At 68.3% G+C, this 24,201-nt stretch carries 25 protein-coding genes; 11 read left to right on the top strand and 14 right to left on the bottom strand.

Annotated features, from left to right (window positions below; genetic code table 11):
- Nucleotides 1-64 precede the first annotated feature (64 nt).
- Entirely contained in the window at nucleotides 65-727 is a 663-nt protein-coding gene (locus EV653_RS13045; protein ID WP_134102121.1) for an ATP-dependent Clp protease proteolytic subunit, read from the top strand.
- Here EV653_RS13045 and EV653_RS13050 read toward each other — a convergent pair.
- From EV653_RS13050 to EV653_RS13070, 5 genes are read right to left on the bottom strand one after another with little or no spacing between them, the layout of a single operon-like run.
- Nucleotides 711-1,685 (bottom strand): quinone oxidoreductase family protein, encoded by a 975-nt coding sequence (locus tag EV653_RS13050; RefSeq protein WP_134102124.1) that lies wholly within the window; start codon nucleotides 1,683-1,685, stop codon nucleotides 711-713. The genes EV653_RS13045 and EV653_RS13050 overlap by 17 nt on opposite strands.
- Nucleotides 1,686-1,694: 9 nt before the next feature.
- Complete coding sequence (locus tag EV653_RS13055; protein WP_134102127.1) at nucleotides 1,695-2,057, bottom strand: hypothetical protein; 363 nt, start codon at nucleotides 2,055-2,057, stop codon at nucleotides 1,695-1,697.
- Complete coding sequence (locus tag EV653_RS13060; RefSeq protein ID WP_134102130.1) at nucleotides 2,054-2,917, bottom strand: extradiol ring-cleavage dioxygenase; 864 nt, start codon at nucleotides 2,915-2,917, stop codon at nucleotides 2,054-2,056. Before EV653_RS13060 ends, EV653_RS13055 begins: the two co-directional genes overlap by 4 nt.
- A 10-nt stretch (nucleotides 2,918-2,927) precedes the next feature.
- Nucleotides 2,928-3,728 (bottom strand): citryl-CoA lyase, encoded by an 801-nt coding sequence (locus EV653_RS13065; RefSeq protein WP_134102133.1) that lies wholly within the window; start codon nucleotides 3,726-3,728, stop codon nucleotides 2,928-2,930.
- Entirely contained in the window at nucleotides 3,725-4,876 is a 1,152-nt protein-coding gene (locus EV653_RS13070; RefSeq protein ID WP_238159702.1) for a CaiB/BaiF CoA transferase family protein, read from the bottom strand. The genes EV653_RS13065 and EV653_RS13070 overlap by 4 nt, the downstream gene beginning before the upstream one ends.
- A gap of 192 nt (nucleotides 4,877-5,068) precedes the next feature.
- On the opposite strand from EV653_RS13070, the gene EV653_RS13075 reads away from it, so the two are divergent.
- From EV653_RS13075 to EV653_RS13085, 3 genes are read left to right on the top strand one after another with little or no spacing between them, the layout of a single operon-like run.
- Entirely contained in the window at nucleotides 5,069-6,535 is a 1,467-nt protein-coding gene (locus EV653_RS13075; RefSeq protein ID WP_202871582.1) for an amidohydrolase family protein, read from the top strand.
- A 21-nt stretch (nucleotides 6,536-6,556) separates the two neighbouring features.
- Nucleotides 6,557-7,378, top strand: coding sequence for an IclR family transcriptional regulator domain-containing protein (locus EV653_RS13080; RefSeq protein ID WP_134102139.1), 822 nt, complete (start codon nucleotides 6,557-6,559; stop codon nucleotides 7,376-7,378).
- Between the two features lie 20 nt (nucleotides 7,379-7,398).
- Nucleotides 7,399-7,830 carry a VOC family protein gene (locus EV653_RS13085; RefSeq protein WP_134102142.1) on the top strand — a complete coding sequence of 144 codons (432 nt, stop codon included), beginning with the start codon at nucleotides 7,399-7,401 and terminating at the stop codon, nucleotides 7,828-7,830.
- Nucleotides 7,831-7,960: 130 nt separating this feature from the next.
- On the opposite strand, the gene EV653_RS13090 is transcribed toward EV653_RS13085, so the two are convergent.
- The 3 genes from EV653_RS13090 to EV653_RS13100 all read right to left on the bottom strand — a co-directional run bounded on the left by EV653_RS13090 (nucleotide 7,961) and on the right by EV653_RS13100 (nucleotide 11,715).
- Complete coding sequence (locus tag EV653_RS13090) at nucleotides 7,961-8,431, bottom strand: hypothetical protein (protein ID WP_134102145.1); 471 nt, start codon at nucleotides 8,429-8,431, stop codon at nucleotides 7,961-7,963.
- A complete protein-coding gene (locus tag EV653_RS13095) occupies nucleotides 8,428-9,021 on the bottom strand; it encodes an RNA polymerase sigma factor (protein WP_134102148.1) in 594 nt (197 codons plus the stop codon). The genes EV653_RS13090 and EV653_RS13095 overlap by 4 nt, the downstream gene beginning before the upstream one ends.
- Before the next feature lie 72 nt (nucleotides 9,022-9,093).
- Nucleotides 9,094-11,715 carry a CHAT domain-containing protein gene (locus EV653_RS13100; RefSeq protein ID WP_134102151.1) on the bottom strand — a complete coding sequence of 874 codons (2,622 nt, stop codon included), beginning with the start codon at nucleotides 11,713-11,715 and terminating at the stop codon, nucleotides 9,094-9,096.
- Nucleotides 11,716-11,778: 63 nt separating this feature from the next.
- On the opposite strand from EV653_RS13100, the gene EV653_RS13105 reads away from it, so the two are divergent.
- On the top strand, nucleotides 11,779-13,047 hold the full coding sequence (locus tag EV653_RS13105) for a S8 family peptidase (RefSeq protein ID WP_134102154.1): 1,269 nt from the start codon (nucleotides 11,779-11,781) through the stop codon (nucleotides 13,045-13,047).
- 194 nt (nucleotides 13,048-13,241) lie between these two features.
- Here the strand turns inward: EV653_RS13105 and EV653_RS13110 are convergent, their stop codons facing one another.
- Entirely contained in the window at nucleotides 13,242-13,526 is a 285-nt protein-coding gene (locus tag EV653_RS13110) for a hypothetical protein (RefSeq protein WP_134102157.1), read from the bottom strand.
- 272 nt (nucleotides 13,527-13,798) lie between these two features.
- Between EV653_RS13110 and EV653_RS13115 the strand changes: the two genes are divergently transcribed.
- A complete protein-coding gene (locus EV653_RS13115) occupies nucleotides 13,799-15,247 on the top strand; it encodes an alkaline phosphatase PhoX (protein WP_134102160.1) in 1,449 nt (482 codons plus the stop codon).
- Here EV653_RS13115 and EV653_RS13120 read toward each other — a convergent pair.
- On the bottom strand, nucleotides 15,235-16,314 hold the full coding sequence (locus EV653_RS13120; RefSeq protein ID WP_238159703.1) for a serine hydrolase domain-containing protein: 1,080 nt from the start codon (nucleotides 16,312-16,314) through the stop codon (nucleotides 15,235-15,237). The genes EV653_RS13115 and EV653_RS13120 overlap by 13 nt on opposite strands.
- Before the next feature lie 70 nt (nucleotides 16,315-16,384).
- Between EV653_RS13120 and EV653_RS13125 the strand changes: the two genes are divergently transcribed.
- Nucleotides 16,385-16,969 carry a TetR/AcrR family transcriptional regulator gene (locus tag EV653_RS13125; protein ID WP_166679382.1) on the top strand — a complete coding sequence of 195 codons (585 nt, stop codon included), beginning with the start codon at nucleotides 16,385-16,387 and terminating at the stop codon, nucleotides 16,967-16,969.
- Here EV653_RS13125 and EV653_RS13130 read toward each other — a convergent pair.
- Both EV653_RS13130 and EV653_RS13135 read right to left on the bottom strand, forming a co-directional pair.
- The gene (locus tag EV653_RS13130) at nucleotides 16,935-18,062 is read right to left on the bottom strand and encodes an MFS transporter (RefSeq protein ID WP_134102167.1); all 1,128 of its coding nucleotides are present in this window, start codon (nucleotides 18,060-18,062) and stop codon (nucleotides 16,935-16,937) included. The genes EV653_RS13125 and EV653_RS13130 overlap by 35 nt on opposite strands.
- A gap of 23 nt (nucleotides 18,063-18,085) precedes the next feature.
- Nucleotides 18,086-19,459 (bottom strand): BNR-4 repeat-containing protein, encoded by a 1,374-nt coding sequence (locus EV653_RS13135; RefSeq protein ID WP_202871583.1) that lies wholly within the window; start codon nucleotides 19,457-19,459, stop codon nucleotides 18,086-18,088.
- A 39-nt stretch (nucleotides 19,460-19,498) separates the two neighbouring features.
- Between EV653_RS13135 and EV653_RS13140 the strand changes: the two genes are divergently transcribed.
- The gene (locus EV653_RS13140) at nucleotides 19,499-20,128 is read left to right on the top strand and encodes a LysE family translocator (protein ID WP_134102170.1); all 630 of its coding nucleotides are present in this window, start codon (nucleotides 19,499-19,501) and stop codon (nucleotides 20,126-20,128) included.
- Nucleotides 20,129-20,214: 86 nt separating this feature from the next.
- Here EV653_RS13140 and EV653_RS13145 read toward each other — a convergent pair whose 3' ends face one another.
- A complete protein-coding gene (locus EV653_RS13145) occupies nucleotides 20,215-20,787 on the bottom strand; it encodes an NADPH-dependent F420 reductase (protein WP_134102173.1) in 573 nt (190 codons plus the stop codon).
- Nucleotides 20,788-20,873: 86 nt separating this feature from the next.
- On the opposite strand from EV653_RS13145, the gene EV653_RS13150 reads away from it, so the two are divergent.
- Both EV653_RS13150 and EV653_RS13155 read left to right on the top strand, forming a co-directional pair.
- Nucleotides 20,874-21,356, top strand: a complete 483-nt coding sequence (locus EV653_RS13150; RefSeq protein WP_134102176.1) for a MarR family winged helix-turn-helix transcriptional regulator — start codon at nucleotides 20,874-20,876, stop codon at nucleotides 21,354-21,356.
- A gap of 26 nt (nucleotides 21,357-21,382) precedes the next feature.
- The gene (locus EV653_RS13155) at nucleotides 21,383-22,162 is read left to right on the top strand and encodes an inositol monophosphatase family protein (RefSeq protein ID WP_134102179.1); all 780 of its coding nucleotides are present in this window, start codon (nucleotides 21,383-21,385) and stop codon (nucleotides 22,160-22,162) included.
- Nucleotides 22,163-22,166: 4 nt separating this feature from the next.
- On the opposite strand, the gene EV653_RS13160 is transcribed toward EV653_RS13155, so the two are convergent.
- The gene (locus EV653_RS13160; RefSeq protein WP_134102182.1) at nucleotides 22,167-22,607 is read right to left on the bottom strand and encodes an SRPBCC family protein; all 441 of its coding nucleotides are present in this window, start codon (nucleotides 22,605-22,607) and stop codon (nucleotides 22,167-22,169) included.
- A gap of 73 nt (nucleotides 22,608-22,680) precedes the next feature.
- Between EV653_RS13160 and EV653_RS13165 the strand changes: the two genes are divergently transcribed.
- Nucleotides 22,681-23,223 carry a hypothetical protein gene (locus EV653_RS13165; protein ID WP_134102185.1) on the top strand — a complete coding sequence of 181 codons (543 nt, stop codon included), beginning with the start codon at nucleotides 22,681-22,683 and terminating at the stop codon, nucleotides 23,221-23,223.
- Nucleotides 23,224-24,201 lie beyond the last annotated feature (978 nt).

Here is a 24,201-nt window from a genome sequence, read left to right on the forward strand (position 1 = left end):
CAGCCTTCTGTCGGCGGATCGGGTGGCGCAGGGTGGTGGGAAGGAAGCAACCGGGAGGAAAATCATGTACCTGGAGAAGCCCGCCGCGACCTGGCCGCCGGGCCCGGAGATCCCGAGCCCGAGACCCGCGACTCCACCCCGGCCCGGGCCGCCGCAGCCGGCCCCTCAGCCCATCCTGCCTACCTGGTACGAGCCGACCTCGATCAGTCTCGAGCGGGAGCTTGCCGACCGGCTGCTCGCACAGCGGACCATCCTGGTCAGTGGCCGGCTGGACGACGCACTCGCGAGTCACGTGACCGCGCAGCTCCTCCTGCTTGATGCCTACAGCAACGACCCGATCACCCTGCAACTGACCTCCGCCGAGTCCGAGCTCGAAGCCGCGCTCGCGCTCGCCGCCGCGATCGACCTGGTCGGTTCACCGGTCCATGCCGTTGCCCGCGGCACCCTTCGCGGTCCGGCCATCGCCGTACTCGCCGCGGCCGGACAGCGCGAGGCCCACCGCCACACCATGTTCGTCCTGTCGTTGCCGCAGTTCGCCGCCGAAGGCACCGCCGACCACCTCGCCACCGTGGCGGACCAGCATGAACGCCAGATCACCCGCCTCCGGGATCTGATTGCGAACGCAACCGGCCGCTCGCCGGACGAGGTGATGAACGACCTCGAGCCGGGCCGCGTCCTCAGCGCGGACGAAGCGAAGGACTTCGGTCTGGTTACTCGGCTGGTGTGATCGTCAGCACGAGGCGGCCGCTGGTTTCGCCGGCGGCCTGACGTTTCCACGCGTCCGCGACCTCGTCGAGCGTGACGGTCTCGTGAGCGACCGCGATGGCACCGAAAGCCGCATGGTGGAGTACGGCGGTCAACGCCTCCCGCCGCTGGTCCGCCGTCAGCGCGTTGTTCGTGTACCCGAGCACGCTCGCCGACCGGCCCCGCAGTACCGCCGACGAGAACACCGCCTCGTCGCCCGACGATCCGCCGAGGTTGACGAGCCGGCCGCCCGGAGCGAGCACCCGCGCCGCGGCCGTCGCGGCTGCTCCGAAGACCGAGTCGATCACCACGTCGTACGACGGGGCGCCGAGCCGGCTCGTCAGCTCGTCGACATCGGTGCTCGCGGCAATCACCTCGTCCGCGCCGGCCGCGAGCGCCCGCTGTTTCGACGCGTCCGACCGGGCGACGGCGACGACTCGTGACGCACCGAGCACCCGGGCCGCGCCGATCGCGACCTGGCCCACGGCACCACCGCCGCCGAGCACGAGAACCTGCTCCCCCGGCTGTAGCTGGGCCCGCCAGGTCAACGTCATCCAGCCGGCCACCCCGGACAACCCGATCGCCGCCACCGCCGCGTCCCCGACCGGTGTCTCCAACGCAATCAGGTCCGCATCGGGTACGGCGGCCCGCTCCGCGAAACTGCCGTCCCCTGCGGCCATCCCGGCCGACGTCGCGAAGAACACTCGCGTCCCCGGCGTCATCACCTCAGACTGCTCGACCACGCCGACACCTTGCACACCCGGCACGTACGGCAACGCCGGCGGCCCGAAGTACGACGTACCCGAAGCGCACAACAGGTCCAGCGGAACGACCGGCGCGGCCGTCACGCGCACGATCGACATGCCCTCCCCGGCAACCGGGTCCGGATGCTCGACGTGCTTGGGTGGTTCGCCGTGAGTTTGCAGTACTGCGGCTCGCACGCGTCCTCCTCAGGTGGCGATGTCGGGATAGGGCAAAGAGTAGTGCTCCTGCAGCACGCGACCGTACGTCTTCTGGTACTCGAGCGGTCCGTGGTCCCGCTCGAACATCGCGATGAAGAGCGTCAATGTCAGGAACGGATGCGCGCCGAGCCCGAACAGCGCGACATGGTCATGCTCCCGAAGAGCCTTCCGCTCGTCGTCGGTGAACGAGAGCCAGGTCGACTTCTCCGCCACGGCGCAGTTCAGGATCTCGTTGGCCCGCTCCTGCTCCCACCAGGCCACTGTCCCGGCCGGGTCTTCCCGGTACCGCTCGACCAGGGCAGGGTCGCGATCGACGGTATAGAGGAACTTGTCGAGCAGGTACTTACTCATGCCGGCACTCCGTTCGGGTACCAGGTGAAATACGCCTCCATCGTGTGGAACAGATCGAGCGAGTCGACGTGATCCGCCTTCGCACCCGCACCCGCGGCGCCCATCATCAGCATGAAGTCCATGAAGCCGTGCGTCGCATTGCCCGGCTGATGCAGGCTGTCCAGCGTTACCTCGGACAGGCATCCGTCGAGGTCACCGCTCGCGATCCAGTCCACCGCCTTGCGGTCGAAGTCCGGATCGGGCCCGTGCTCGCCGAACTGCCGCGGACCACCGAGCTCCAGCGACAAGTGCCCGGTGCCGATGATCGCGACGCGCTTGTCGATCGGCCACGACTCGACCAGCTGCCGGATCGTCCGTCCCAGCTCGACGAACCGGCCGGGACGCGGCAGCGGCGGCGCGAAGATGTTCGTGTAGATCGGCACGATCGGCAGGTCCGCGTCCGGGCGCAGCGTGATGATCGGGCAGGTGATGCTGTGGTCGATCCGCAGTTCGTTGCTGAAGGCAAGATCGAAGCCGGCGTCGAGCCCGTTGCGCAGGATGTGCGAGGCGAGCTGCTCGTCGCCGGCCAGTCGCATCCGCGGCAACCCGAACTCGCGCTCCTCGTTGTACCAGTTCGCGTCGAAGTACGGCGCTTTGCCGACCAGGAATTGCGGCATGTTGTCGAGCCACAACTGGTGGAAGTGATCGCTGCCGACCATCACCAGGATGTCCGGCCGGGCCTTCGTCAGCGTCTCGCGGAACGCCTCGATCTTCGCCACCCACTCGTCGGCGAACGGCGGCCGGTCCGCGCCGGTGGCGGTGCTGGCCCGGTAGTAGAACGGATGATGCGTGGAAGCGATCACGGCGGCGACTGTGGCCATACGATCTCCTTCAGGATTCCGGATCGACGTACACGGCGTTGCGGTCGACTCCTGCGTAGATATCCATTCCGATCGGCCGGCGACGCTCCTCCGCGAGCTGGCCGAGCAGCCCGGCGGCTCTTGCCAGCAAGGCGAATCCGCGCAGCAGCTCAACCGGCAACCCGAGGTCGGCCAGCGCGGCGCCACAGACACCGGCCCCGTTCAGCGGCAGCTTGCGGCCGAGCACCTGCTCGTGCACGCGGCCGATCGCCTGGAAGAGTTTGAGGTGCGGACCTTCGAGGCCTTCTTCGCGGGCGAGGTTGATGAGCACCGGCGTCCGCGGGTCCTGGACCTTGTGGACCGGGTGTCCCAAGCCGGGGATGAAGGTCCCGTTCGCCCGCGACTGCTTGACGAGTTCGAGTGCGAGCTCGTCCCAGCCGGAATCGTCTGTCGGCGGCTCGCCGCCGGCCAGCGCTCGGTGCAGGAACATCCCGCAGTCCTCGGTCACGCCGAGGAAGCGGGATCCGCCACCGAGCAGGCCGGCGGCGAGCGCCCCCTGCAGGGAATCCGGTGCCGACAAGTAGGTCACCCGCGCGGCGATCGCGGTCGGCGTGAACCCGTGGTCGGCCAGGGCGACCAGAACCGCCTCGAACACGCGGGTCTCCGACGGTGTCGGCCGGCGCAGCGCGACGAGCCAGAACGCCAGCTCGCCGAACCCCACCTTGCCCATCAGATCCGCGGTCAGATCCTGCCCGAGCAGACGGATCTCGTCAGCGGTCGACGTACCGAGTGACGTCGGGAACGCCGGCGGTGCCACCTGTTCGTCGCTCATTCCTGGCCCTCCAGCCACTTCCTCAGCTCGGCGCCGTGTTCGTCCAGCGACGGCGGCGGCAGCCGGTACGACGCGGCCTCGCCTGAGCCGCCTGTGTCGCCGGTGAACGTGATCGGATTGCGCACCCCGGGGATCCCGCCGACCGTGACCACCGGATCCAGCCCGAGGTCCTCCGCGAACGCGACGCCGCCGTCGACGGTATTGATCGGCCCGCACGGCACCCCGGCCGCGATGATGTCCCGGAACCACTCCAGCTTGGTTCTGGTCGACAGTCGTTCGATCAGCAACGGCCGTAGTTCCTCGCGGTTCGCGGTCCGCTTCTCGTTCCGGTCGAACCGGGGATCGTCGGCCAGCTCCGGTACGCCGAGAACCTCGACCAGCTTGCGGAACTGCCCGTTGTTCCCGGCCGTGATGATCAGTTCCCCGTCCGCACACGGCAGCGGCTCGTACGGGAACAGGCTCGGATGGCTGTTCCCCATCCGCAGCGGTACGACGCCGCCCGCAACGTACGCACTGGACTGGTTGACCAGACCGGACAGCGCCGACGACATCAGGTTGACCTCGACGTGCTGGCCGCGACCGGTCTCGTGCCGCGCGTTGAGCGCGGACAGCACGCCGATCGTGGCATGCAGTCCGGCCATCACGTCGAAGACCGAGATCCCGGCGCGGAACGGCTCGCCCTTCGGGTCGCCGGTCAGGCTCATCAATCCGGAGATCGCCTGCACGATCAGGTCGTACCCGGGCAACGCGGCGCCCTTCGGCCCCGAGCCGAACCCGCTGATCGAGGCGTAGATCAGCTTGGGGTTGCCGTCGGCAACGGTCTCGTAGTCCAGCCCGAACCGGGCCAAGCCACCCGGCCGGAAGTTCTCCACCAGGATGTCCGCGCGCCGCGCCAGCTCCTGCGCCGCCGCCAGGTCGCCGGGGTCCTTCAGGTCGAGCGCGATCGACCGCTTGTTCCGGTTCACCGCGAGGTAGTACGTCGAGATGCCGTCGCGGACCGGTGGTTGCCACGACCGGGTGTCGTCCCCGCCGGGCGCCTCGACCTTGATCACGTCGGCGCCGAGGTCGGCCAGCAGCATGGTCGCGTACGGGCCGGCCAGGATCCGGGAGAAGTCGGCCACCAGCAGTCCCGAGAGCGGACCCGTCACACGACCTCCCAGCAGAGAATTCCGGACATGTGTCCGCGCGGTTGGATCGCTTCAGTCTCAGCCGCTCGGCGCTCGGCTGTCAACCACCGGCCCGAACCCTTGACACCCCCGCTCCGGCACTCAGATAGTGAGTCTCATCGCCCCGATGACCGCCATACGGACGCATGTCCGGCCACTTGCTGGAGGGGAACCATGACCACTGCCGAGACGCCGCTGGCGGGCCGGCCGATCCTGCTGCGCGGCGGGACCGTGCTGACCATGGACGACCGTCACACGATCGTCGACAACGGCGATGTCCTGATCGTCGACGATCAGATTGCTGCCCTCGGGCCGGCGCTCGAAGTCCCCGAGAACACGCAGGTGATCGATGCGAGCGGCGGCATCGTGATGCCGGGCATGATCGACACCCATCGGCACATGTGGCAGACCGCGATGCGCGCGTACGGCGCCGACTGGACGCTGACGCAGTACTTCGTCTGGTACTACCTCGAGCACGGCAAGACGTTCCGGCCGGAGGACATCCACGCCGGCAACCTGACCTCGGCCTGGGAGTCGCTCGAGGCCGGAGTCACCACGACAGTCGACTGGTCGCACGGGCTGCAGAGCGTCGACCACGCGGAGGCGGCCGCGGACGCGCTACGCGCCGTACCCGGGCGGTTTGTTCTTGCCTACGGCAACATTCAGGCCGGACCGTGGGAGTGGACCGCGGACCCGGCGGTGCGTTCGTTCCTGGAGCGGATGCGCGACGACTCGACGCTCGGGCTGCAACTGGCCTTCGACGTGACCGGCGACCCGGCCTTCCCGGAGAAGGCCGCCTTCGAGGTGGCGCGGGAGCTCGGGCTCGGCGTGACCACGCATGCGGGCGTGTGGGGTGCGACCAACGACAACGGCATCAAGCTGATGCACGAGAACGAATTCATGACGCCGCAGAACATCTACGTTCACGCGGCCACGCTCACCACCGACTCGTACCAGCGGATCGCCGCGACCGGCGGCTCGATCTCGGTCTCCACCGAGTCCGAGCAGAGCGCCGGCCAGGGCTACCCGCCCACCTGGCAGGTCCGCCGGCACAACATCCCGGTGTCGCTGTCGATGGATACCAGCGTCTGGTGGAGCGGCGACCTGTTCAGCTCGATGCGGACCACGCTCGGCGCCGACCGGGCCCGCGAACATCTCGAGGCGCACATGAAGGGCGCCACCGTGACCCACAGCCATCTGCGCGCGGAGCATGTCGTCGACTGGGCGACTCGCGGCGGCGCGAAGGCACTCGGCCGCGACGACCTCGGCAGCCTCGAACCGGGCAAGAAGGCTGACGTCATCCTGATCAAGAACGACAGCTCGCCGGTGTCCTTCCCGCTGATCAACCCGTACGGCCAGGTGGCGTTCCAGTCCCAGCGCGGCGACGTACACACCGTGATCGTCGACGGCCGCGTCGTGAAGCACGACCATCAGCTGGTCGGCTGCGACCTGGCCGCCGTACGCCGGGAAGTCGAGTCGACCGTCGACTACCTGCGGTCGACGCTCGGCGAGGAGGCGTGGCGGAGCGGGATGAACCCGGAGCTGCCGAAGGGCGAGGTGCTCGACAACCCGTACCAGTACACCGACTACAAGTCCGACTCGACGCGGGAAGCACGTGGCACCATCTTCGGTGAGCGGTAGCCGATCGAGGAGGAGCAACAGATGGCAGGGCGTGGCGCAGGTCCGGATTTCGTCGAGTCGCTGGCTCGCGGGCTGGATGTGCTCGCCTGCTTCGACGTCGATCACCGGACCATGTCCCTCAGCGAGGTGGCGACGGCGGCCGGCCTGGCCCGGCCGACGGCGCGCCGCCTCCTGCTGACCCTCGAGGAGCTCGGTTTCGTCCGCACCAGCGACGGCGCCTTCCAGCTCACCCCGAAGGTCCTCACCCTCGGGATGGCGTACGTCGGCTCGCTCGGACTCTGGGACATCGCGAAACCGCATCTCGAGTCACTCGTCGCCCGGACCGGTGAGTCGTCGTCGATGGCACAACTCGACGGCTCGGACATCGTGTACGTCGCCCGCGTGTCCGTGCCGAAGCTGATCGCGCTGCGCGTCGACATCGGCACCAGGTTCCCGGCCGCGCAGACCTCGCAGGGCAAGGTGCTGCTCTCCGCGCTCTCGCCCGACGAGCTGGCCGATGTTCTCGCCTTGCCGAGTCGCGCGGGACTCCCGCCGTACATCGGCCGGACCGCTGACCAGTTGCGCGACGAGCTCACCGAGATCCGTGCCCGCGGCTGGGCGCTGGCCGACGAGGAGCTCGCGCCGGGCGTCCGCTCGGTCGCGGCGCCAGTCCGCGACGGCACCGGCACGGTCCGGGCCGCGATGAACGTGACCGTCCACGCTGCCGAGACCACGGTCGACACGCTGCTGCACGACCACCTCCCACTGCTGCTGCGTACCGCGGGCGACGTCAGCGCGGAGTGGGCGCTCTGGCAATCTCGTCCTCACGTGGAGATCGAGCAACGGCACGAGACGACTGCTTGAATGACTGCTTGAATGACGGCATGACCGTTCTCGACTCGCCTATCCCCCGCTTCCATCTCGCGATGCCGGTCGACGACCTCGATGCGGCGCGACACTTCTACGGCGAGGTCCTCGGCCTCGAGCAGGGCCGCAGCTCCGAGACCTGGATCGACTGGAACCTGCGCGGCCACCAGTTCGTCACCCACCTCGCCCCCGAGCGGCAGCAGCGTATCCACAACCCGGTCGACGGTCACGACGTACCCGTGCCGCACTTCGGGCTGATCCTGACCGTCGAGCAGTTCCAGGCGTTCGCGGAGCGGTTGAAGGCGGCCGGCACCGAGTTCGTCATCGAGCCGTACGTGCGGTTCCAGGGTCAGACCGGCGAGCAGTGGACGATGTTCTTCCTCGACCCGGCCGGGAATGCCCTTGAATTCAAGGCGTTCGCGGACGACTCGCAGGTCTTCGCCGCCTGACCCCGGTCTGCCGAGCCTCGGTGCCCGACACAGGTTGTCGGGGCCTCGAACAAGTAATTCCTTGTTCAGACTCACCAGTTCTTGTTCAAGCCCACCAGTTGCTGATGCAAACCACAGACCTGTCCACCCGTCAGGGGGTGATCCAGCCGGTGAGGATCGTGGTGCCGGACGTGGTCGTGCATACCAAACGGTATGGTACGTTCGGCGGCGGGTGGAGGACGAAGAAGCCGAGGTCGTCGATGTCGGTGGTGGCCAGCTTGCCGGTCTCGCCGCGGGCGCTGACCACTCCGGCCTCTGGCGGATCCAGCTGACCGAGGACGGCGTCGGGTGTCAGTTCGAGCTCGACCGTCCAGCCGTCGGAGGCGAACGTGAGCGACCGCAGAATCGCGCTCTCGGACCGGATCGCCAGCGCGTCCAGTGAATCCCAGGCCGAGTCGTAGGTGAGAGCTGCCAGTTCGGCGTCGATGGTCCGCCACGCGAACGCCGCCTTACCCGCGTCGACGAACGCGGTCGGCACCTCGTCGGAAGACGCCAGCGCGTCCCGCAAGGCATCGATCAACTTCTCGTCGTCGTTCCAGTCCGGATTCATCACGGTTCTCACCCCCTCGTCCCTTGATCGAAACCATCAGGTCCGTCCGCCGCCAGCAACGCCAGCGCCGGCGTCTGCCGCAGCTTGGTCAGACAGCGCGCCCGGTTCGGCCCGATGCTGCCGATCGGCACCTGCAATCGCCGGCTGATCTCGTCGTACGGCGGTGGCGGATCCTGGATCAGCAACGCCAGCAAGAGCTGGCACCGACGCGACAATTCGGCGAACGCGGTACGCAGGATCGTCCGGCGTTCGTGCCGCAGCACTTCTTCTTCGGCGATCGCCTGCTCGGGTACGTCGGGCGACTCCGCCAGGTCGACCGGCTCGACCCGGCTGGTCGACCGGATCAGCCGAAAGCACTCCCGCTGCGTGGTCGTCGCGATCCAGCCCGGCAACGCGGCCGGCTCGCGCAGGCCGGGCAGATGCTCGACCAACCGCAACCAGACGCTCTGCCCGACATCGTCGATATCAGGCGGCGCCAGCCGATACCGCCGGCACACCGAGAAGACCAGTGGCGCGTATCGCTCCACCAGTTCGTCCCAGGCATTCTTCTCGCCGTCCCTGGCCCGGGTGACCAGGTCGACGACTGTCGGGTCGTCCCGCATGCCGCCCCCTCTCGCACCGGACCGCTTCACTAGTACAGAGTCGGTCCGGACCACTACTGATACATCCGGTCGCTAGGCGCCGAGCGCGACAAAGGATCGCGCCGCGGCAATCGTGACCGGATCGCCACGGGCCTCGGTCCGTGCGCCCGCGAAGGCGGTCGCCAGCGACTGACCGGCCCGCAGGTTGTCGTGCAACGCGAGCATCAACGGCGCGGTCGCCGGATCGTTCACCGGTACGACGCTCGCCAGGATCCCCGCCGCGCCCAACGGAATCAGACTGCTGCTCAACCCCAACAGCTCGTCCGCACCGACCGGCTTCGCCAGCCCGGAGTCGCAACTCGACAACACCATCCGGTACGGCGCTCTGCGCAGCCGCTCGAAGTCGTACACGGTCAGCGGGCCGTCGTCGAGCCGCAACGACGAGAACAGCGGGCTGTCCGCGCGGAATGTCCCGTGTGCCGCGATGTGCGCGATCCATGCGCCGTCGAGCTCCCGCAGTACCTTCTCCGCGGTCGCATCGCCGTCGGCGAGCACGGTCGCGTCCGGGTACTTCTCGGCCAATCGCATGACCTCCGCCCGTCCTGCTGACAAGCCCGGCCCGAGCACCAGCACGACCCGCCGGTCAGCCGGTGGTCGCAACCGCCGCGCCCGCAGCCAGGTAGCCGCCGACGGCACCACGTTCACCGGCCGCTCGGCCAACGTTGGCACCAGTCCCCAAGGCAACGCCTGCAACCGACTCGGCGGCACCATCACCACCGCCCTGTCCCCTAACAACTCCTGCGCACTCCCCAGAATCGCATCCCCGAGCCGCTGCCCCAGCACCTCGAGCGAAGGCCCCCGATACTCCCGCCCCCGCGCACCACCCGCCGTGCCGCGGGCATGGGCGAGCCAGCGTAAGCGGAAACGAGAGCGCTCGACCTCAACGGCGGCAGCGGCCAGCGGCCCGACCTCGTGCCGGGTGATGCGTCCGTCCCGGACCACCACCGCATGCAGGACACCGTCGACCTCGATCAACTCGACGAGCACGGTCTCGCCCAGCGCATCAACCAACGTATCGACGTCGAACCGCGACGCCATACCACCCAACGCCCCACCCTGCGCTCGCAACGCCCGATCCCGAACGGCCTTCTCCAGCCGTCGGCGTTCCTTCTCCGACGAATGATCAGGGGACGCATCCAACCGCCGTACGACGTCTCGCAAAGCAGCAAGGTCAGCGCCCAACTGCTCGTCATCCGACGGCCTGACCGGCGGCACTCCCAACGCCGTCGCCCGCCACCGCTCGCCCCAGACCAGCAACCGCCGCGGATCATCCCGCCGCAACGCGTCCCGCAACGCCAACTGCGCCAACTCAGCGCCCTGACCAGTCGCCAACGCGCGCAACTCGGTCGCGCCCATCGTCAGCCGATGCTCGTCCAACGCGTCGAGCCCGCGACCACACGCCGACAACATCCCGCGCACATCGTCCCGAGCCTCAGCCCGCAACGCCTTCCCCAACCACGCAGCGCTCCGAGCCATCGGCGGCGTGTCCTTGCTGTGCTGCCCGGCCAACTCCAGTTCACGATCCGTGGTCCGCGACCGACCATCGGCCAACGCTAGCCGACCCGCCAGCAGATGCGCCGCCGACGCCTCCGACGCACCCAACGCGTCCAGCCGCCGAGCCGTCGCAATCACCCGGCGCAACAACGGCGCACCCCGCTCACCGGCCTGATAGCGAGCCTCCAACTGCACCATCGACGACCGCACCGACCACCACTCCCGGCGCTGCGCGGAGAACAACCGACGCGCCCGATCCGCCCGGTCCTGCGCGGCCTGCGGATCGCCTGCCGCGAGCGCCGCCGTCGCTGCCGCGAACCACAGCTCACCCCGCTTGGTCGCCGTACCACCTTCTGCTTCCATCCGGGCGATCGCCTGATCCATCTCGGCCAGCGCCTCCGCGCTGAGCCCGGCGGCGAGCAGTACGCCGCAGCGGTCGATCGCGAGGTCCGGCCAGACCACACCGACCGCGGCGAAGCGTCGTCCCGCTTCGTCGAGGTAGCGCAGCGCCGACGGCAGATCGCCGCGCGAGTACGCGACCAATCCGCGATTCTGCCGCGCTTCGGCGTACTCGAACTCCTGCCCGGTTGCCGCGTACAACTTCTCGGCGACGGCGAAATCCGCATCCGCCCGCTTCGTGCCACCCAACGCGAGCTGGATGAAACCGCGATAGTTCCGCGACCGAGCCTCCCAGACCTGATCGCCCGAACGCCGCAACCGCTCGATCGCCAACCGCAGATCGTTGAGCGCTTCACGATGCCGCCCGAGCACCAGCAGTACGTCGGCACGCCGTAGCAACACCCGGCCGGTCAGCGCACCGCGACTCAGCTCGACCGCACGATCGAGCCGCGCCAAACCCTCGCGGCTCCGGCCTGCTCGACCGAGCGTTGCGCCCAATGTGGCAAGGACATCCGCTTCGCGCTCCGAACGTCCGGACTGCTCGGCGAGCCGCAGCGCGGTACGCAGTTCGCGGACCGCCGCCGGGATGTCGCCGAGCTGCCGCAGACTGATGCCCCAGGCCTGATGCGCGAACGAGGCCTCGATCGCGAGCGGATCACTCGCCAGCACCGTGCGCGCGGAAGCGATCGCGTCGTGCGGGCGTGACAATGCGAGCGGCAGCAGATTCTCCACCGCCTCGGCACTCCCCCCGGGCGTCGACATTCTGGAATGATAACGGCGCCGCGCTGATCAAGCGCTGTATTCATCGAGGGGGGAAGGAAGGAAATGGCGGATCAAACGGGCGACCGGAAATACATCGCTCAGATCGAACTGATTCTGGCCGCGTTCGAACGCGAGGTCGAGGTCTATCCCGAGGATTGGGAGAAGCGCCCCGAAGGCGTCGACTATCTATACCGCACGGGGGTCGTCCTGGTCCGGGACGAGGATCTCACCCGCGTGATCGAGCTCTTCCAGGGCGGACGCCCGGCCGAGGGCGGCATCGGCGGCGTGACCCGGTTGCTGCTGCCGGAGAAGGTTCCGGGCGACGCGCCGGAGGACCGCTCCGTCACCCAGCGATTCCTGAAGTACGCCGACCTGCGGCTCGGGCGCGGCGTGGTCACGCCCGAGCACTTGTTCTATGTGACGCCCAGCGTCAGCCCGTGTCCGGCGACCGAGCCGGAGGAGGTGCCACCCGGGATCCCGCCGGACCCGGTGCTGCCGACACCGTTCCTGTCCGCGGGCGCCGCGGACGGTCGCGGCGTGAAGGTCGTCGTACTCGACGTGGGCTGGTCGGACGCGCCGGCGGCGTACTGGCTGAACGGTGTGACCGGTGACCCGGAGAACGCTTTCGACGGTTCGGGTCGGATCCGGCCGTACGCCGGGCACGGCACCTTCATCGCCGGCGTCATGCGAGCCATCGCCCGCAACGTCGAGATCGTGGTGAAGAGCTACTTCACCTCGGCCGGCGCGATGTGGGAGTTCGACCTCGCCGCGGCGCTGGACGAAGTACTCGATCTCGCGCCCGACATCATCAGCCTGTCCGCGGGCACCCGGACACGGTTCGATCTGCCGGCGCTCGGTCTGGACGTGTTCATCAAGACCCGGCTGAACCGCGTCAACGGCCTCACGCTGGTCGCCGCGGCCGGCAACGAGTCGAGCCGGGACTACTTCTGGCCGGCGGCGTTCCCGGAGACCGTCGGCGTCGGAGCGCTCGCGGAGAACGGCCGGGACCGGGCGTCGTTCAGCAACTTCGGCGGCTGGGTCGACGTCTACGCACCGGGCGAGAATCTGGTCAACGCGTTCCTCACCGGCGACTACGAGTGCACCGAGCCGCCGAACGCCGGCCAGTTGCGCTCGTTCGCCGGCATGGCGCGCTGGAGCGGTACGTCGTTCGCGACGCCGCTCGTGGCGGGCCTGATCGCCGGGCGGATGTCACTCACCGGCGAGAACGCCAAGCAGGCGGCCGACGCATTGCTCGCCTTCGCGCTGACCCAGCCGGAGCCGGGTGTCGGTCCGGTACTGCGGGCCGGCGACGCGATCACGTCGGTCAGCTGACGTGACGCACTGAGGCGGTGCGGGACTCACCGGCCTGACCGCCGGTCCTCCCGCACCACCTCAGCCTCCCCCTCTGCGCGCCCTCGCGTTGTCCTCCCCCCTGCAACAACTTGAGGACATCCCCCCATTTGTGCGGAGTCACCCTCGGTGCCAGTTGATACACCCGGTCACCAGGAAAGTTTCCTACGGGCCGGCTAGCGCGGATGCTCACAGAGGAACGGCGCCCGGTTGGCGCCGGAGTGGTAGTTGTACTGCGTACCGTCGACCTCGAGGATGATCCGCGCACCCGGCACCAGCGCCTGGGTGTACATCATCCCCGGCTCCGGACAGCCGAGACTGCCGTCCGACCAGGTGACCTCCTCCGAACTCACCAGCGTCACCCGTGCCGCATCGACACTGAGCCGCTTGGCGAGGTCGGCCTTGGCCTGCTCGACGGGTCCGCCCGGCGGAGTACTGCTGCTCGTGGGGCTTGGTGTCATCGAAGGAGTCCCTCCCGTGCCGGTGCCGTTTCCGGTGTCAGTTCCGGTGTTATTGCCGCAAGCAACCAAAAGGCAGGCTGTCGCGAGTACGACGCTCACTGTCCGCATCACCATCACCTCCCACAGTAGACGGCGGAACACCTGTATTCGTTGCAGATGTATCGCACGAATGTTGTTCAGATTCCGTTTCCCACCTGTCAGCCGGCGACCTGAAGGATCGGGGGAACTCGGGAACCGCCCTTTCTGTCTACCGCACGGCCAAGGAGCATTGCATGTCTGTCGATCGTCGTTCCGTCCTCCGCGGAGCCGCCGTTGGTGCGGCCGGAGTCGGATTCACCGCTGTCGGCGCCGTACCGACGCTGGCCGAGGCCGCGCCGGCTTCGCGCAGCGGCCACACGCCGTTCCCGCAGCACCGGCCTTTCCCGCCGTTGCTCGACGACCCGAAGGGCCTGCTCGCGCTGCCGGCCGGGTTCAAGTACCGGGTCGTCACCCAGGCCGGTGAGACCAAGCTGACGAGCGGTCAGCCGACGCCGACGCTGCACGACGGCACCGCGGTCTTCGACGGCAGCCGGCACGGCACCTACACCCTGATCCAGAACCACGAGATCGGCGCCGACAACCCGCTCGGCGTACCGCCGATCGCGGGCACCGTGTACGACAGCGGTGTCGGTGCGGCCGGCGGCTGCACGGTCATCTCCGTCGACCGCGACGGCAAGAACCTCGGCGAATGGGTCGGCATCTCCGGCACGATCACCAACTGCGCCGGCGGCCCGACGCCGTGGGGCACCTGGATGACGTGCGAGGAGACCGAGAACAAGGCCAACGGCACCACCCGTCTGAAGGACCACGGCTACGTCTTCGAGGTCTGGGCCGACGGCAAGACCGTGCACCCGGTGCCGCTGAAGGCCCTCGGCCGCTACGCGCACGAGGCGCTCGCGATCGACGAGGACCGCACGCACATCTACCTGTCCGAGGACGCGTCCGGCCCCAACGGCACCTTCTACCGCTGGTCGGCGCCGCGCGGCTACCGGCTCAGCTCGCGCAGCTGGCAGGACCTGCAGAACAAGGACTTCGGCACGCTCGAGGCGCTGGCGATCCTCGGTGACGACGGCAAGCCGATCCCGGACGTCGCGTACCTGACCTCGGCCCAACTGCTCCGCCCGTTCCGCACCACCTGGGTGCCGGTGCCGGACCGCGACGGCGCGACGACCTCGGTCCGCAAGCAGTTCACCGACGGCCAGATCACCCGCGGCAAGAAGTTCGAGGGTGTCTACGGCACCGAGCAGGGCGTGTACGTCGTGAACTCGTACGCCGAGTCCGGCACCGCCGACCTGCCCGCCGACGCCGTACCGCACGACGGCATGGTGTGGTTCTACAACTACGAGGCGAAGACCATCCAGCTGGTCACGTACTTCCCCGAGAACGCCGCCGCGAACAAGGGCCCCGAGGCGAAGTACGACGACCTGAACTTCGACAGCCCGGACAACGTGACCGTGACGCCGTGGGGCTCGCTGATCCTGGCCGAGGACGGTCAGGCCAGCAGCCACGTGCTGAGCGCGACGCCGGGCGGACCGACGTACGCCATCGCCCGCAACATGCTGAACGACTCGGAGTTCACCGGCCCGACGTTCTCCGCGGACGGCAAGGTGCTGTTCGTCAACATCCAGACGCCGGGGATCACGCTGGCCATCACCGGCCCGTGGCGCGATTACCTCGGCTGAGCCCGAACCCCTGACAAGGCAGCGAGCAGGGTGAGCGAGCGTTCGTCCGGTCCGACGCGTACCTCGTTCATCAGGTAGGAGAAGGTGGTCTCGCGGCCCGGCCATGCGCCGTGCCGCGAGCCACCGGCCCCCGGGTGACCGAACGCGTCGGCCGGGCCGTCGCCGCTCTGCAACTCGAAGCCGGCACCGTAAACCATCGGGCTGCCCCACGTCGGCTCGATGCCACGCCGGATCTCCCGGCGACCGAGCTCGACGATCTCCGGCGACAGGACACCGTCTCCCAGGAGAGATGCGTAGAACTTCGCCATCCCTCGGGCTGTCGCGTAACCACCGACCGCCGCGAGCCCGGCGCTGCGATATTCCTCGCTGTTCCAGATCTTCTCCGAACCTGGAATCCACAGCGGATTGGGCCGGTTCAACTCCGACCATGGGCCATCGACGAGAACACCTTCCGGAGCCACCATCGTCGCCGTTCGCCAGTGCAGTTCCTCGGGCAGGCCGATCCAGACCTCGAGCTCCAGCGGTACGGCGAACTCGTCCGCGAAGAACCGCCCCACCGTGCGGCCGTCGACCCGTCGTACCAACTCGTCGAGAAGCCAGCCCCAGGTCACCGCGTGGTACATGAAGCCTGCGCGCGGATCGGAGGCCGGCGCCTGCGCGGCGAGGTGTGCTGCCATCACGTCGTGGTCGAGCAGGTCGGCGTACCCGGCCTCGACCCACGGCAGGCGGGCCTGGTGGGACAGCACCTCCGCGATCGTGATCCGATCCTTGCCCTCGGCACCGAACTCGGGCCAGTAGCGACTCAGCGGATCGTCCAGCGACAGCTGGCCACGCTGCACCAGCAGCAGGACGCACGCGCTGGTGAGGCCTTTGGTGCCGGAGAACATCAGGTGGATCGTGTCGCGATCCCACGCCCGGCCCGTCTCCGGGTCGGCAACACCACTCCACAGGTCGACGACCAACTCGCCCCGGTGGTACGCCGCGAACGCCGCGCCGAGCTCACCGCGCTGCGTGAAGTTCCGGTCGAAGGCCTCGGCCACGTGCTCGAATCCCGCTGCTGTCCACATGAGCTTGATAGTACCGATCGTTCTCATCTTGGTCCAGCTCGGTAGGCTGGGGTGCGGAGGTGGTTGGACGATGCCGGTCAAGGCTGGGGAACGGTTGGATCCGGAGGCGACGAAGGCCCGGATCCTGAAGGCGGCGGCCGACGTGTTCGGCCGGCGCGGGATCCACGCGACCGGGATCAACGAGATCGTCGAGGCCGCCGGCGCGTCGAAGCTGACCATCTACAAGAACTTCGAGTCGAAGGACGGCCTCGTCGAAGCGGTGCTTGCCGACCGCACCCGACGGGTGCGCGCCTGGCACAACGCAGCGGTCGAGCAGGCACCGCCCGGCCGCGACCAGATCCTCGCCGTCTTCGACCTCGTTGCCAGCTGGTACGCCGAAGCCGGGTTCCGCGGCTGCGCGATGATGAATGCCGCGACCGAGGACCGTGCTCAGGACGGCGCGCCGCGGCGGCTCGCGCGAGAGCATCTCGCCTTCTATCGCGAGCTTTTCGAGCGATTGCTGACGAATGCCGGGGCTCATGATCCGGAGCGGACCGCGCGGCAGTTGGTCGTCGTACTGGAAGGTGCGACGCTGATCAGCGCGGTCGACCAGGATCCGGGGCTCGGCGCGGAGGCGCGGGTCATCGTGGAGACGCTGCTCGAGTCGGCACTCTGAGGGCGACCAGGACACACAGCAGTCCGGCTCCGGCCGCGACGAGAAATGCCTGTTGATAGCCGGCCTGTTCGGCGATCAGACCACCGAGCGGGCCGGCGGCCATGACGCCGAGATCCCAGAACGACGTCATCACACCCATCGAGATGCCCGGCCGCAGTCCACGTACGCGATCCAGCGTCATCGAGATACAGGCCGGGTAGATCAGCGCCAGGCCGACGCCGGCCAGTGCCGTGAAGGTGATCGCCGTCGCATTATCTGTGGCCACGGCGAGTCCGATGAGGGCAACGATCTCGAGGCTCACGGTCGTTGCCGCGATGCTCCGGCCGCCGAACCGATCAACCAGCGGGCTGCCGGCAAATCTCGTGACCAGGAATCCTGCCGCGAACACCGCGAGCGCGATGTTGTCGACGCCGAGGTTGCCAGCGCGCAATCGCAGTACGAGCAAGGCGGCCACTGTTCCGTAGCAGTAGGCGGCCAGGCCAATGGTTGCTCCGGGCAACGGTACGCCGGGCGGCACGAGATCGCTCGGGCGACGGATCCTGGCCAGCGGTTCGAGTCGACCCGGGTCGGAGCGGGTCGTCAGCACGAGCGTGGCCGAGGCGAGCGACAGTCCCACGACGACCCACCAGACCTCGGCGCCGACCAGTGTCGCGATCACCGGTCCCGCGGCCAACCCACCCCACATCGACAAGCCGAACCAGCCGGCCAACCGCCCGCGCTGCGCCACGCGTGCACCTGACAGCACCCAGGGCAGTGCCGCGGAGAACAGCGCGGCCTCACCCGCGCCCATCACCAGCCGCGCGACCAGCAGGAGCAACAGATCCGGCGCAAGCAGTTGCCCGAGGCCCCCAATCGCGGCCAGCACTCCCCCAATCAGGACAACCGGCCGCGACCAGCCCGCGTCGGCCAGCCGGCCCGCGAACGGCCGCCCGCACGCCGTCGCCAGGAACGCGATGCCGACCGCGGTCCCGCTGGCCAGCGCGCCGCCGCCGAACTTCTCCGGCACAGACGACGGCAACGCCTGCAACGTCGCGCCGAACGCGAGATACCCGAACAGCACCGCCACCCACAACCGCCATACCGGAACAGTCATGGCTGAGATGGTACCGCTTGTTATTATGTCTGTCGCAGGCGATCCAGGAGAACGACCTCACACGCGTAGTGCTGCGAGGCCGTCATCTCGCCGCGGAACCAGAGCAGCGGGATGCGCGCCGGATCGCCGGGCGCGACGATCGGCCGGAGATTGTCGACGCTGGAGTTCTCGGTCACCGGCGTCCACGTCGTCCCGGCTGTCCCCGTTGTCCCGGCTGTTCCGGCGCCGTTCATGCGGGCGTGGAAGATCTCGTGATGTTTCAGCGCGGCGCCGTCGCGCGGGTCGATCGGCGTCGAGACGTAGAGCGAGTCGAGGTCGTACGGGTCGATCGCGACCAGGCCGGTGTAGTCGTTCTCGTGCACCAGCAGACCGTGGCCGGCCTTAGCCAATTGCTGCACCTGCCACGTGCCGCCGGGCGCGAGCCGTGCATAGAAGAAGCGGTGATCCGGCACCGGATGCTCCCGAGCGAAGGCATCCTCAGGATTCTCCGGTACGTCGTGGCGGGCGAGCATCACCGCAGCGAGCGAGCCGTCATCGCCACGGCGGATGTCGACGGTCCAGCAGTGCGTCATCGGCTCGCCGTCCCAGACCGAGTCCGCGGCGAGGACCGTGGTCAGCTCCACCTGCGACGGCGCGTCGGCGTCGAGCGCTCTCGCGTCCACCACAGTGCCGTCGGTCCGGTGCAGAGCACCGCCCTCCAAGTAACCGTGGTAGATCGAGTTGTTGTAGTCGCGCGGATGGTGGTCGGTCGTGATGAGGTCGACGCGCGTGGGCGTCGAGACGTAGCGCGTGTAGCCGTTGACGTAGCCGACCTTCGGGCGCGTGAACAGCTTGCCGGCGTACTCCCACGTGTCGCCCTCGTCGTCGGACACGAGTGCGCACGGGTCGTCGTTCACCGCGCGGGCGAAGCAGTAGAGGCGGCCGTCGAGCTGATGCAGGTTCGAGTACGTGACGCCGCGGCCGCCGGTGAACTCACTCCAGTCGAACGTCCGCTCCGGGCCCCACGTGCGCGGGTCGCCGGGCTCACTGATCCGCCACCGGGTCAGGTCGTCGGTCTTGTGCTTCGTGTACACCGCCAGCCAACGACCATCCCGCCGCCGCCACAACGCCGGTACGTCGTGATCGTCGGCTTCGAACTGCTCATGCAGTACGACGACCTGGGTTGAAGGGGATTGCAGATCTACGACGGTCAGCTCGACGTTGCCGGCCCGTTCGTCGCCGCCGGGCCCCTCCGGGGCGGCGATCGAACCGACGACGAGCAGGCCGCTCTCCGGATCGACCAAGGCCCGCTCGTCCTGGAACCAGCACCAAGCACCGTTGTCATTGATCACTCGAGGCGCATCCATGGTCGCCCAGTGTTCCATCGTCGGAGCGATCAGGTAAGCGCTTGCCCGCATTCGGTCAGAATTGTCCGATGGCCGTGCGACGATCGGGATATGCCGATCGACCAGCACCTTCTGCTCGCGTTCCTGCTGACGACGACGATCGCGATGATCACGCCCGGGCCGGACATGTTGTTCATCCTCGGGTGTGGGATGCGCAGCGGTCCGCGGGCCGGATTGCTCGCGACGGCCGGGGTTGCCACGAGTGAGGCTGTTCACGTCGCGGTGGCGGCGGCCGGGCTGGCCGCGTTGTTCGCGGCGGTGCCGGTTGCGTTCACCGCAGTACGGATCGTCGGCGCGGCGTACCTGATCTATCTCGGGGTGCAGATGATCCGGCACCGCAACGACGCCATCGGCGATGCACCGGCCGGCGCGGCGATGTCGGGGCGGAAGGCTTATCTGACCGGGCTGACCACGAACCTGCTGAACCCGAAGATGGTGACGTTCACGATCGCGTTCCTACCGCAGTTCGTGGTGCCGGAGCACGGTCGGGTGTGGCTGCAGTTCGCGGTGCTCGGCGCGATCCTGATCGTGCTGGAGTTCCTCGTCGACGGCACGGTCGGCCTGCTGTCCGGACGGATCGGCGGCTGGCTGCGTTCCCGGCGTACCGCCCGCCGCCGGATCGACACGGCGACAGGCGGGATCTTCATCGGCCTCGGCGTACGGCTCGCGCTGTTGCGCTAGTTTGCTCAGACGCGAGGTCCTCGGACCGGCCTTCAGGCGTCGGATCCTCGGACCGGTCCTCAGGCGGGAGGTCCGCGGACCAGTTCTCAGACCAGGGCGAAGCCGCCGGTCCAGGAGATCTTCTCGCCGATCGCGAGGGTGAGCTGCAGGAACCCGAGCGCCTCGAGCTCGCGGGCACGCTTCAGCGACCCGGCGTCGACCGCCTTCAACCCGCCGGCGCTGACGATCCCGGCGAGCAGCGCCTTGGCGTCGGCATCGTCGCCGGCGATCAGCACCGTGGTCGGAACCTCACCCACCCGGCCCGACGCGACCGCCGCCGCGAACGTGGTGTTGAACGCCTTCAGAACCTTGGAGTCCGGCAGCTTCCCGGCCAGCTCGCCCGCCGCCGAACCGTCCGCCGGCACGACCAGCGAGTCGAACGTCTCGAAGTTCAGCGGATTGGTGATGTCGACGACGACCTTGCCGCTCAACTGGTCGGCGCGATCGGCGAGGACCTGGTCGATCGCCGGGTACGGCACCGCGAGGATCACGACGTCGCCGGTGACCGGCTTGTCCGTGTCCTTGGAGTTGAACAGCTCGACGCTGTTGCCGCCCTTGGCGACGACCGACGAGATCGCCTGCCCCATGTTGCCGCTTCCGATGATGCTGACGTGCGTCATGCTCAAGCTCCTTTTGGTTGTGCGTTCAACCATCACGGTAGCGCAATAAGGTTGTAGCTACAACCTTTTGCTGCCAGAATGTTGAGATGAGCACCCGATGGCTGGACGACACGGAGATGACGGCGTGGTTGCGGCTGGCCGCCGTACTCGAGCTGCTGCCCGGCGTCCTCGACTCCCAACTGCGGCGCGACGCGGAGCTGACCCACTACGAGTACTTCGTGATGGCAATGCTGTCCGAGGCACCGAAGCGCACTCTTCGGATGACCGCGCTGGCCCAGCGAACGAACGCGACCCTCCCCCGGCTGTCACACGTCGTGAAGCGGCTGGAGGATCGGGGAATCGTCGAGCGGTTCCCCTGCCCGGAGGATGCGCGGGCGACGAACGCACGGTTGACGGCCGCCGGCTGGAAGAAGATCCGCGCGACCGCGCCGGGCCATGTGGCAACGGTTCGCCAGCACATCATCAACGTACTCACGCCTGAGCAGCTCGCGCAACTGGCCGACATCACCGGCGCGATCCTGAAGTCGGTCGACCCGGAGGGCAATCTCAGCGAGGTCTACCAGCGCTGACCTGCCGCCCCGTGTTGGATACCGGTATGGATGATGCAGAGGTGGCGGTTGCGGCGGCGGAGGCCGGCGCCGCGGTGATCCGGGAGAGATTCGGCGGGCAGCTGGAGCGGTACGCGAAGGCGGGGACCGACTTCGCGACGGAGGCCGACCTGGAATCCGAACGCGCGATCATGGCGGTCATCCAGGGCGCCCGTCCGGACGACGCGGTCATCGGCGAGGAGTTCGGCGCCAGCGGCGAGGCGGAGCGCACCTGGCTGGTCGACCCGCTCTGCGGGACGCTCAACTTCGCGGCTCAGAATCCGCTGTTCTCCGTGAACGTCGCACTTCGCAGCCCGAGCGGCGATGTCGCTGCCGTGGCCCAGCCACTCACCCACGAGATCTTCTGGACCGACGGCACCACGGTCTTCATCCGCCACAACGGCGCCGATCGTCCCGCCGTACCCTCCGTGGCCTCGCGGCTTGTGGACATCGACATCGACGGCACCGGACCGTTCCTAGGCGCGCAACTCCTGACAGACGAGAAACTCCGCGCCGCGTTTGCCCTCCGGGTCTTCTCCACCACGCTCGCCCTGGCCTGGGTAGCGGTCGGCCGCCAAGCTGCCTACATCGCGGACAACGTCAGCCCGACCAGCGTCCACTTCACCGCCGGCACCATCCTCTGCCAAGCCGCCGGCCTCCCGGTCACCAACTTCCGCGGCGACCCTCTCCACACCACCCCCGGCCTGCTCGCCTCCGCCTCCCCCGAGACTCACACCCAACTACTCACCTTGCTGGCCCCGCACCTGTCCGAGTCGCAGGCCGGCTGAGGTCTCAGCGCGTTTCGAGTAGCTGCTTCAGGCGGGCGAGGTCCTTCGTGTTCGCCCGCCGCATGGACGCTGCCATCAACGGCGCTGCGACCCCGGCAAATCCCTTCGGCTCCCCGCGATTCCGCAACGTCATCCGCGTCGCGCCGCCGTCTGCCTCCGACCACTCGTAGCTGGTCTCCATCGGGAACGGCCCTTGAGCTGTGCGCATCACAAGGCGACGACCAGGAACCAGCTCGGCCACCTCGTACGTGTAGGCGAGCCGCCGGCCCAGGAAGTGCGCAACGAAGTCCATCCGCGATCCAACCTCGACCGGCGGCTCGGTCTGCCAGTCCACGGACTCGATGTTCGCGTACCACTCCGGCGCATTGGACGGATCCCCGACGTACGCCGCGACCACATCCACCGGCCGCTCAATCACGACCTCCGTCACCACATCGACAGGCACCCTTCGCACTGTACTTCTCATGTATCGCGGCGGGTTGTCGGCGACTCCGTCTGATTGAGGGGGAGGAACTGCCATGAGCAACACAGTCGAACCACATCGGAGGCGGACGAGGACCGTACGGCGCTCTCACCGGCGGCTGATCGTCACGATCAACATCGCCCAGGCTGTCATCGCGCTGCCGTGTCTCATCGCGGCGTACGGGCTGGCGGAACACCTGGTCGCAGCCCAGGAGGCCGTCGGGCCGCACCAGGTCGCGAGCCGGTCGGCTCACTGGCCGGTCGACTTCGCGATCACACTGAACATGAGCCTGCTCATCGTCGGCGCCGCGGCGGGCGCGGTCGGCAGCGTCATCCAGCAGAGCATGACGTTCGCCCGTACGACCGGCGCGAATCACCAGGTCGCGTGGTACATCATGCGTCCGCTGTGGTCCGCGCTGCTCGCCTCCGTCTCGGTGATCGCCGTCAACACCGGCCTGATCAGCATCGGCGACGAATCCACCTCCAGCGCCGGCGTAGCCGTCCTGGTCCTGACCGGCGCGCTCACCGGCCTGTTCACCGATCAGGCTCTGAACCGCCTGCGCCGCATCTTCAACCGCCCACCCCGTGGAGCCGCTTGACACGTAGTACTGCGGTCAGCATCGGGGAGGGTGAACTCGCCGCGGGCAGTCTCTGGTCTGCTCGCTAGGTAAGCGCGGATGCGGGCCAGCGTGGCGTTGCGTTCCTCAGCTGACATCACCAACATGCCCGCGCGGGTGGCGAGCGTCGCCACGAGAGAGTCCGCCGTACGACGTTGCCCGTGCGGGAACTCCGCCTGCTCCAGCGCGCCGAACCACCCTTCCGGAAGCTGCATGCCGGCCGCCGCCACCCGCCAACTGGCATGCGTATCCCGACGAGGTGTACGTCGGTGGAGGTTACGTAGACGCAGCCGTAAGCGACGTCGCCCCATGCACAGGCCAAGCCCGAATATTCGAGCATACGAGCTCACCCGCGCTTAAGTCCGACTGCTCCCACTGCAGCTGTCCCCGCCCCGCCGTCCAATCCGCCGCCGGCACGGACGACCGAGAACCGGCCGTGCCCGAGCTCGGCCTCGCCGGCGTCGCAGCTCCTTGCAGCCGTTGCACCACGTACATCGCCAACACAAATCTTCGCGCCGCACCCGCCGAGTCGTGGATCTCGGCTCGTCCCAGCAACCCCGATCCACGACTCGCGCTTCCACCCCCGAACCATCCGCCACGACTCGGCGACCGACGGACCCCACCCGCCGACCTACACCGACGTCTGCCTGGTTCACCAACGCGCATGTGGCACAGCCGTCGAATTGATGGTCGCACCAATCGTCGCGTGCTCGCAGTCGCTCCACCAATCAGAATCCCCGTCAACACTCCGACCCCGAGGATGCAGGTCAACAACTGAGCAACTGCCCAGCGGCGTCCACTTCGCGGAGCTGAGCATTTGCTGCATCTTCGGGGCATCCTGCTCGGCGAACCCGACCACAGCTCGCAGTTGTTCGGCCAGATGCAACCTCAGTCGCGGCAATCCACGCTCGCCGCGAAGCGGTGTCCCCCTCGCAAGCCGCAGGTTGCAGCTGTTTCGTC

The sequence above is a fragment of the Kribbella pratensis genome (assembly GCF_004365355.1).
GTDB lineage: Bacteria > Actinomycetota > Actinomycetes > Propionibacteriales > Kribbellaceae > Kribbella.

Coding starts and splice junctions, on each gene's coding strand:
- EV653_RS13095 (WP_134102148.1), bottom strand. CDS start 9,021: ATGCGGGACGACCCGACAGTCGTCGACCTGGTCACCCGGGCCAGGGAC.
- EV653_RS13140 (WP_134102170.1), top strand. CDS start 19,499: ATGCCGATCGACCAGCACCTTCTGCTCGCGTTCCTGCTGACGACGACG.
- EV653_RS13080 (WP_134102139.1), top strand. CDS start 6,557: ATGGCAGGGCGTGGCGCAGGTCCGGATTTCGTCGAGTCGCTGGCTCGC.
- EV653_RS13105 (WP_134102154.1), top strand. CDS start 11,779: ATGGCGGATCAAACGGGCGACCGGAAATACATCGCTCAGATCGAACTG.
- EV653_RS13165 (WP_134102185.1), top strand. CDS start 22,681: ATGAGCAACACAGTCGAACCACATCGGAGGCGGACGAGGACCGTACGG.
- EV653_RS13125 (WP_166679382.1), top strand. CDS start 16,385: ATGCCGGTCAAGGCTGGGGAACGGTTGGATCCGGAGGCGACGAAGGCC.
- EV653_RS13120 (WP_238159703.1), bottom strand. CDS start 16,314: ATGTGGACAGCAGCGGGATTCGAGCACGTGGCCGAGGCCTTCGACCGG.
- EV653_RS13075 (WP_202871582.1), top strand. CDS start 5,069: ATGACCACTGCCGAGACGCCGCTGGCGGGCCGGCCGATCCTGCTGCGC.
- EV653_RS13100 (WP_134102151.1), bottom strand. CDS start 11,715: ATGTCGACGCCCGGGGGGAGTGCCGAGGCGGTGGAGAATCTGCTGCCG.
- EV653_RS13115 (WP_134102160.1), top strand. CDS start 13,799: ATGTCTGTCGATCGTCGTTCCGTCCTCCGCGGAGCCGCCGTTGGTGCG.
- EV653_RS13085 (WP_134102142.1), top strand. CDS start 7,399: ATGACCGTTCTCGACTCGCCTATCCCCCGCTTCCATCTCGCGATGCCG.
- EV653_RS13110 (WP_134102157.1), bottom strand. CDS start 13,526: ATGACACCAAGCCCCACGAGCAGCAGTACTCCGCCGGGCGGACCCGTC.
- EV653_RS13060 (WP_134102130.1), bottom strand. CDS start 2,917: ATGGCCACAGTCGCCGCCGTGATCGCTTCCACGCATCATCCGTTCTAC.
- EV653_RS13150 (WP_134102176.1), top strand. CDS start 20,874: ATGAGCACCCGATGGCTGGACGACACGGAGATGACGGCGTGGTTGCGG.
- EV653_RS13135 (WP_202871583.1), bottom strand. CDS start 19,459: ATGCGGGCAAGCGCTTACCTGATCGCTCCGACGATGGAACACTGGGCG.
- EV653_RS13045 (WP_134102121.1), top strand. CDS start 65: ATGTACCTGGAGAAGCCCGCCGCGACCTGGCCGCCGGGCCCGGAGATC.
- EV653_RS13145 (WP_134102173.1), bottom strand. CDS start 20,787: ATGACGCACGTCAGCATCATCGGAAGCGGCAACATGGGGCAGGCGATC.
- EV653_RS13065 (WP_134102133.1), bottom strand. CDS start 3,728: ATGAGCGACGAACAGGTGGCACCGCCGGCGTTCCCGACGTCACTCGGT.
- EV653_RS13055 (WP_134102127.1), bottom strand. CDS start 2,057: ATGAGTAAGTACCTGCTCGACAAGTTCCTCTATACCGTCGATCGCGAC.
- EV653_RS13130 (WP_134102167.1), bottom strand. CDS start 18,062: ATGACTGTTCCGGTATGGCGGTTGTGGGTGGCGGTGCTGTTCGGGTAT.
- EV653_RS13155 (WP_134102179.1), top strand. CDS start 21,383: ATGGATGATGCAGAGGTGGCGGTTGCGGCGGCGGAGGCCGGCGCCGCG.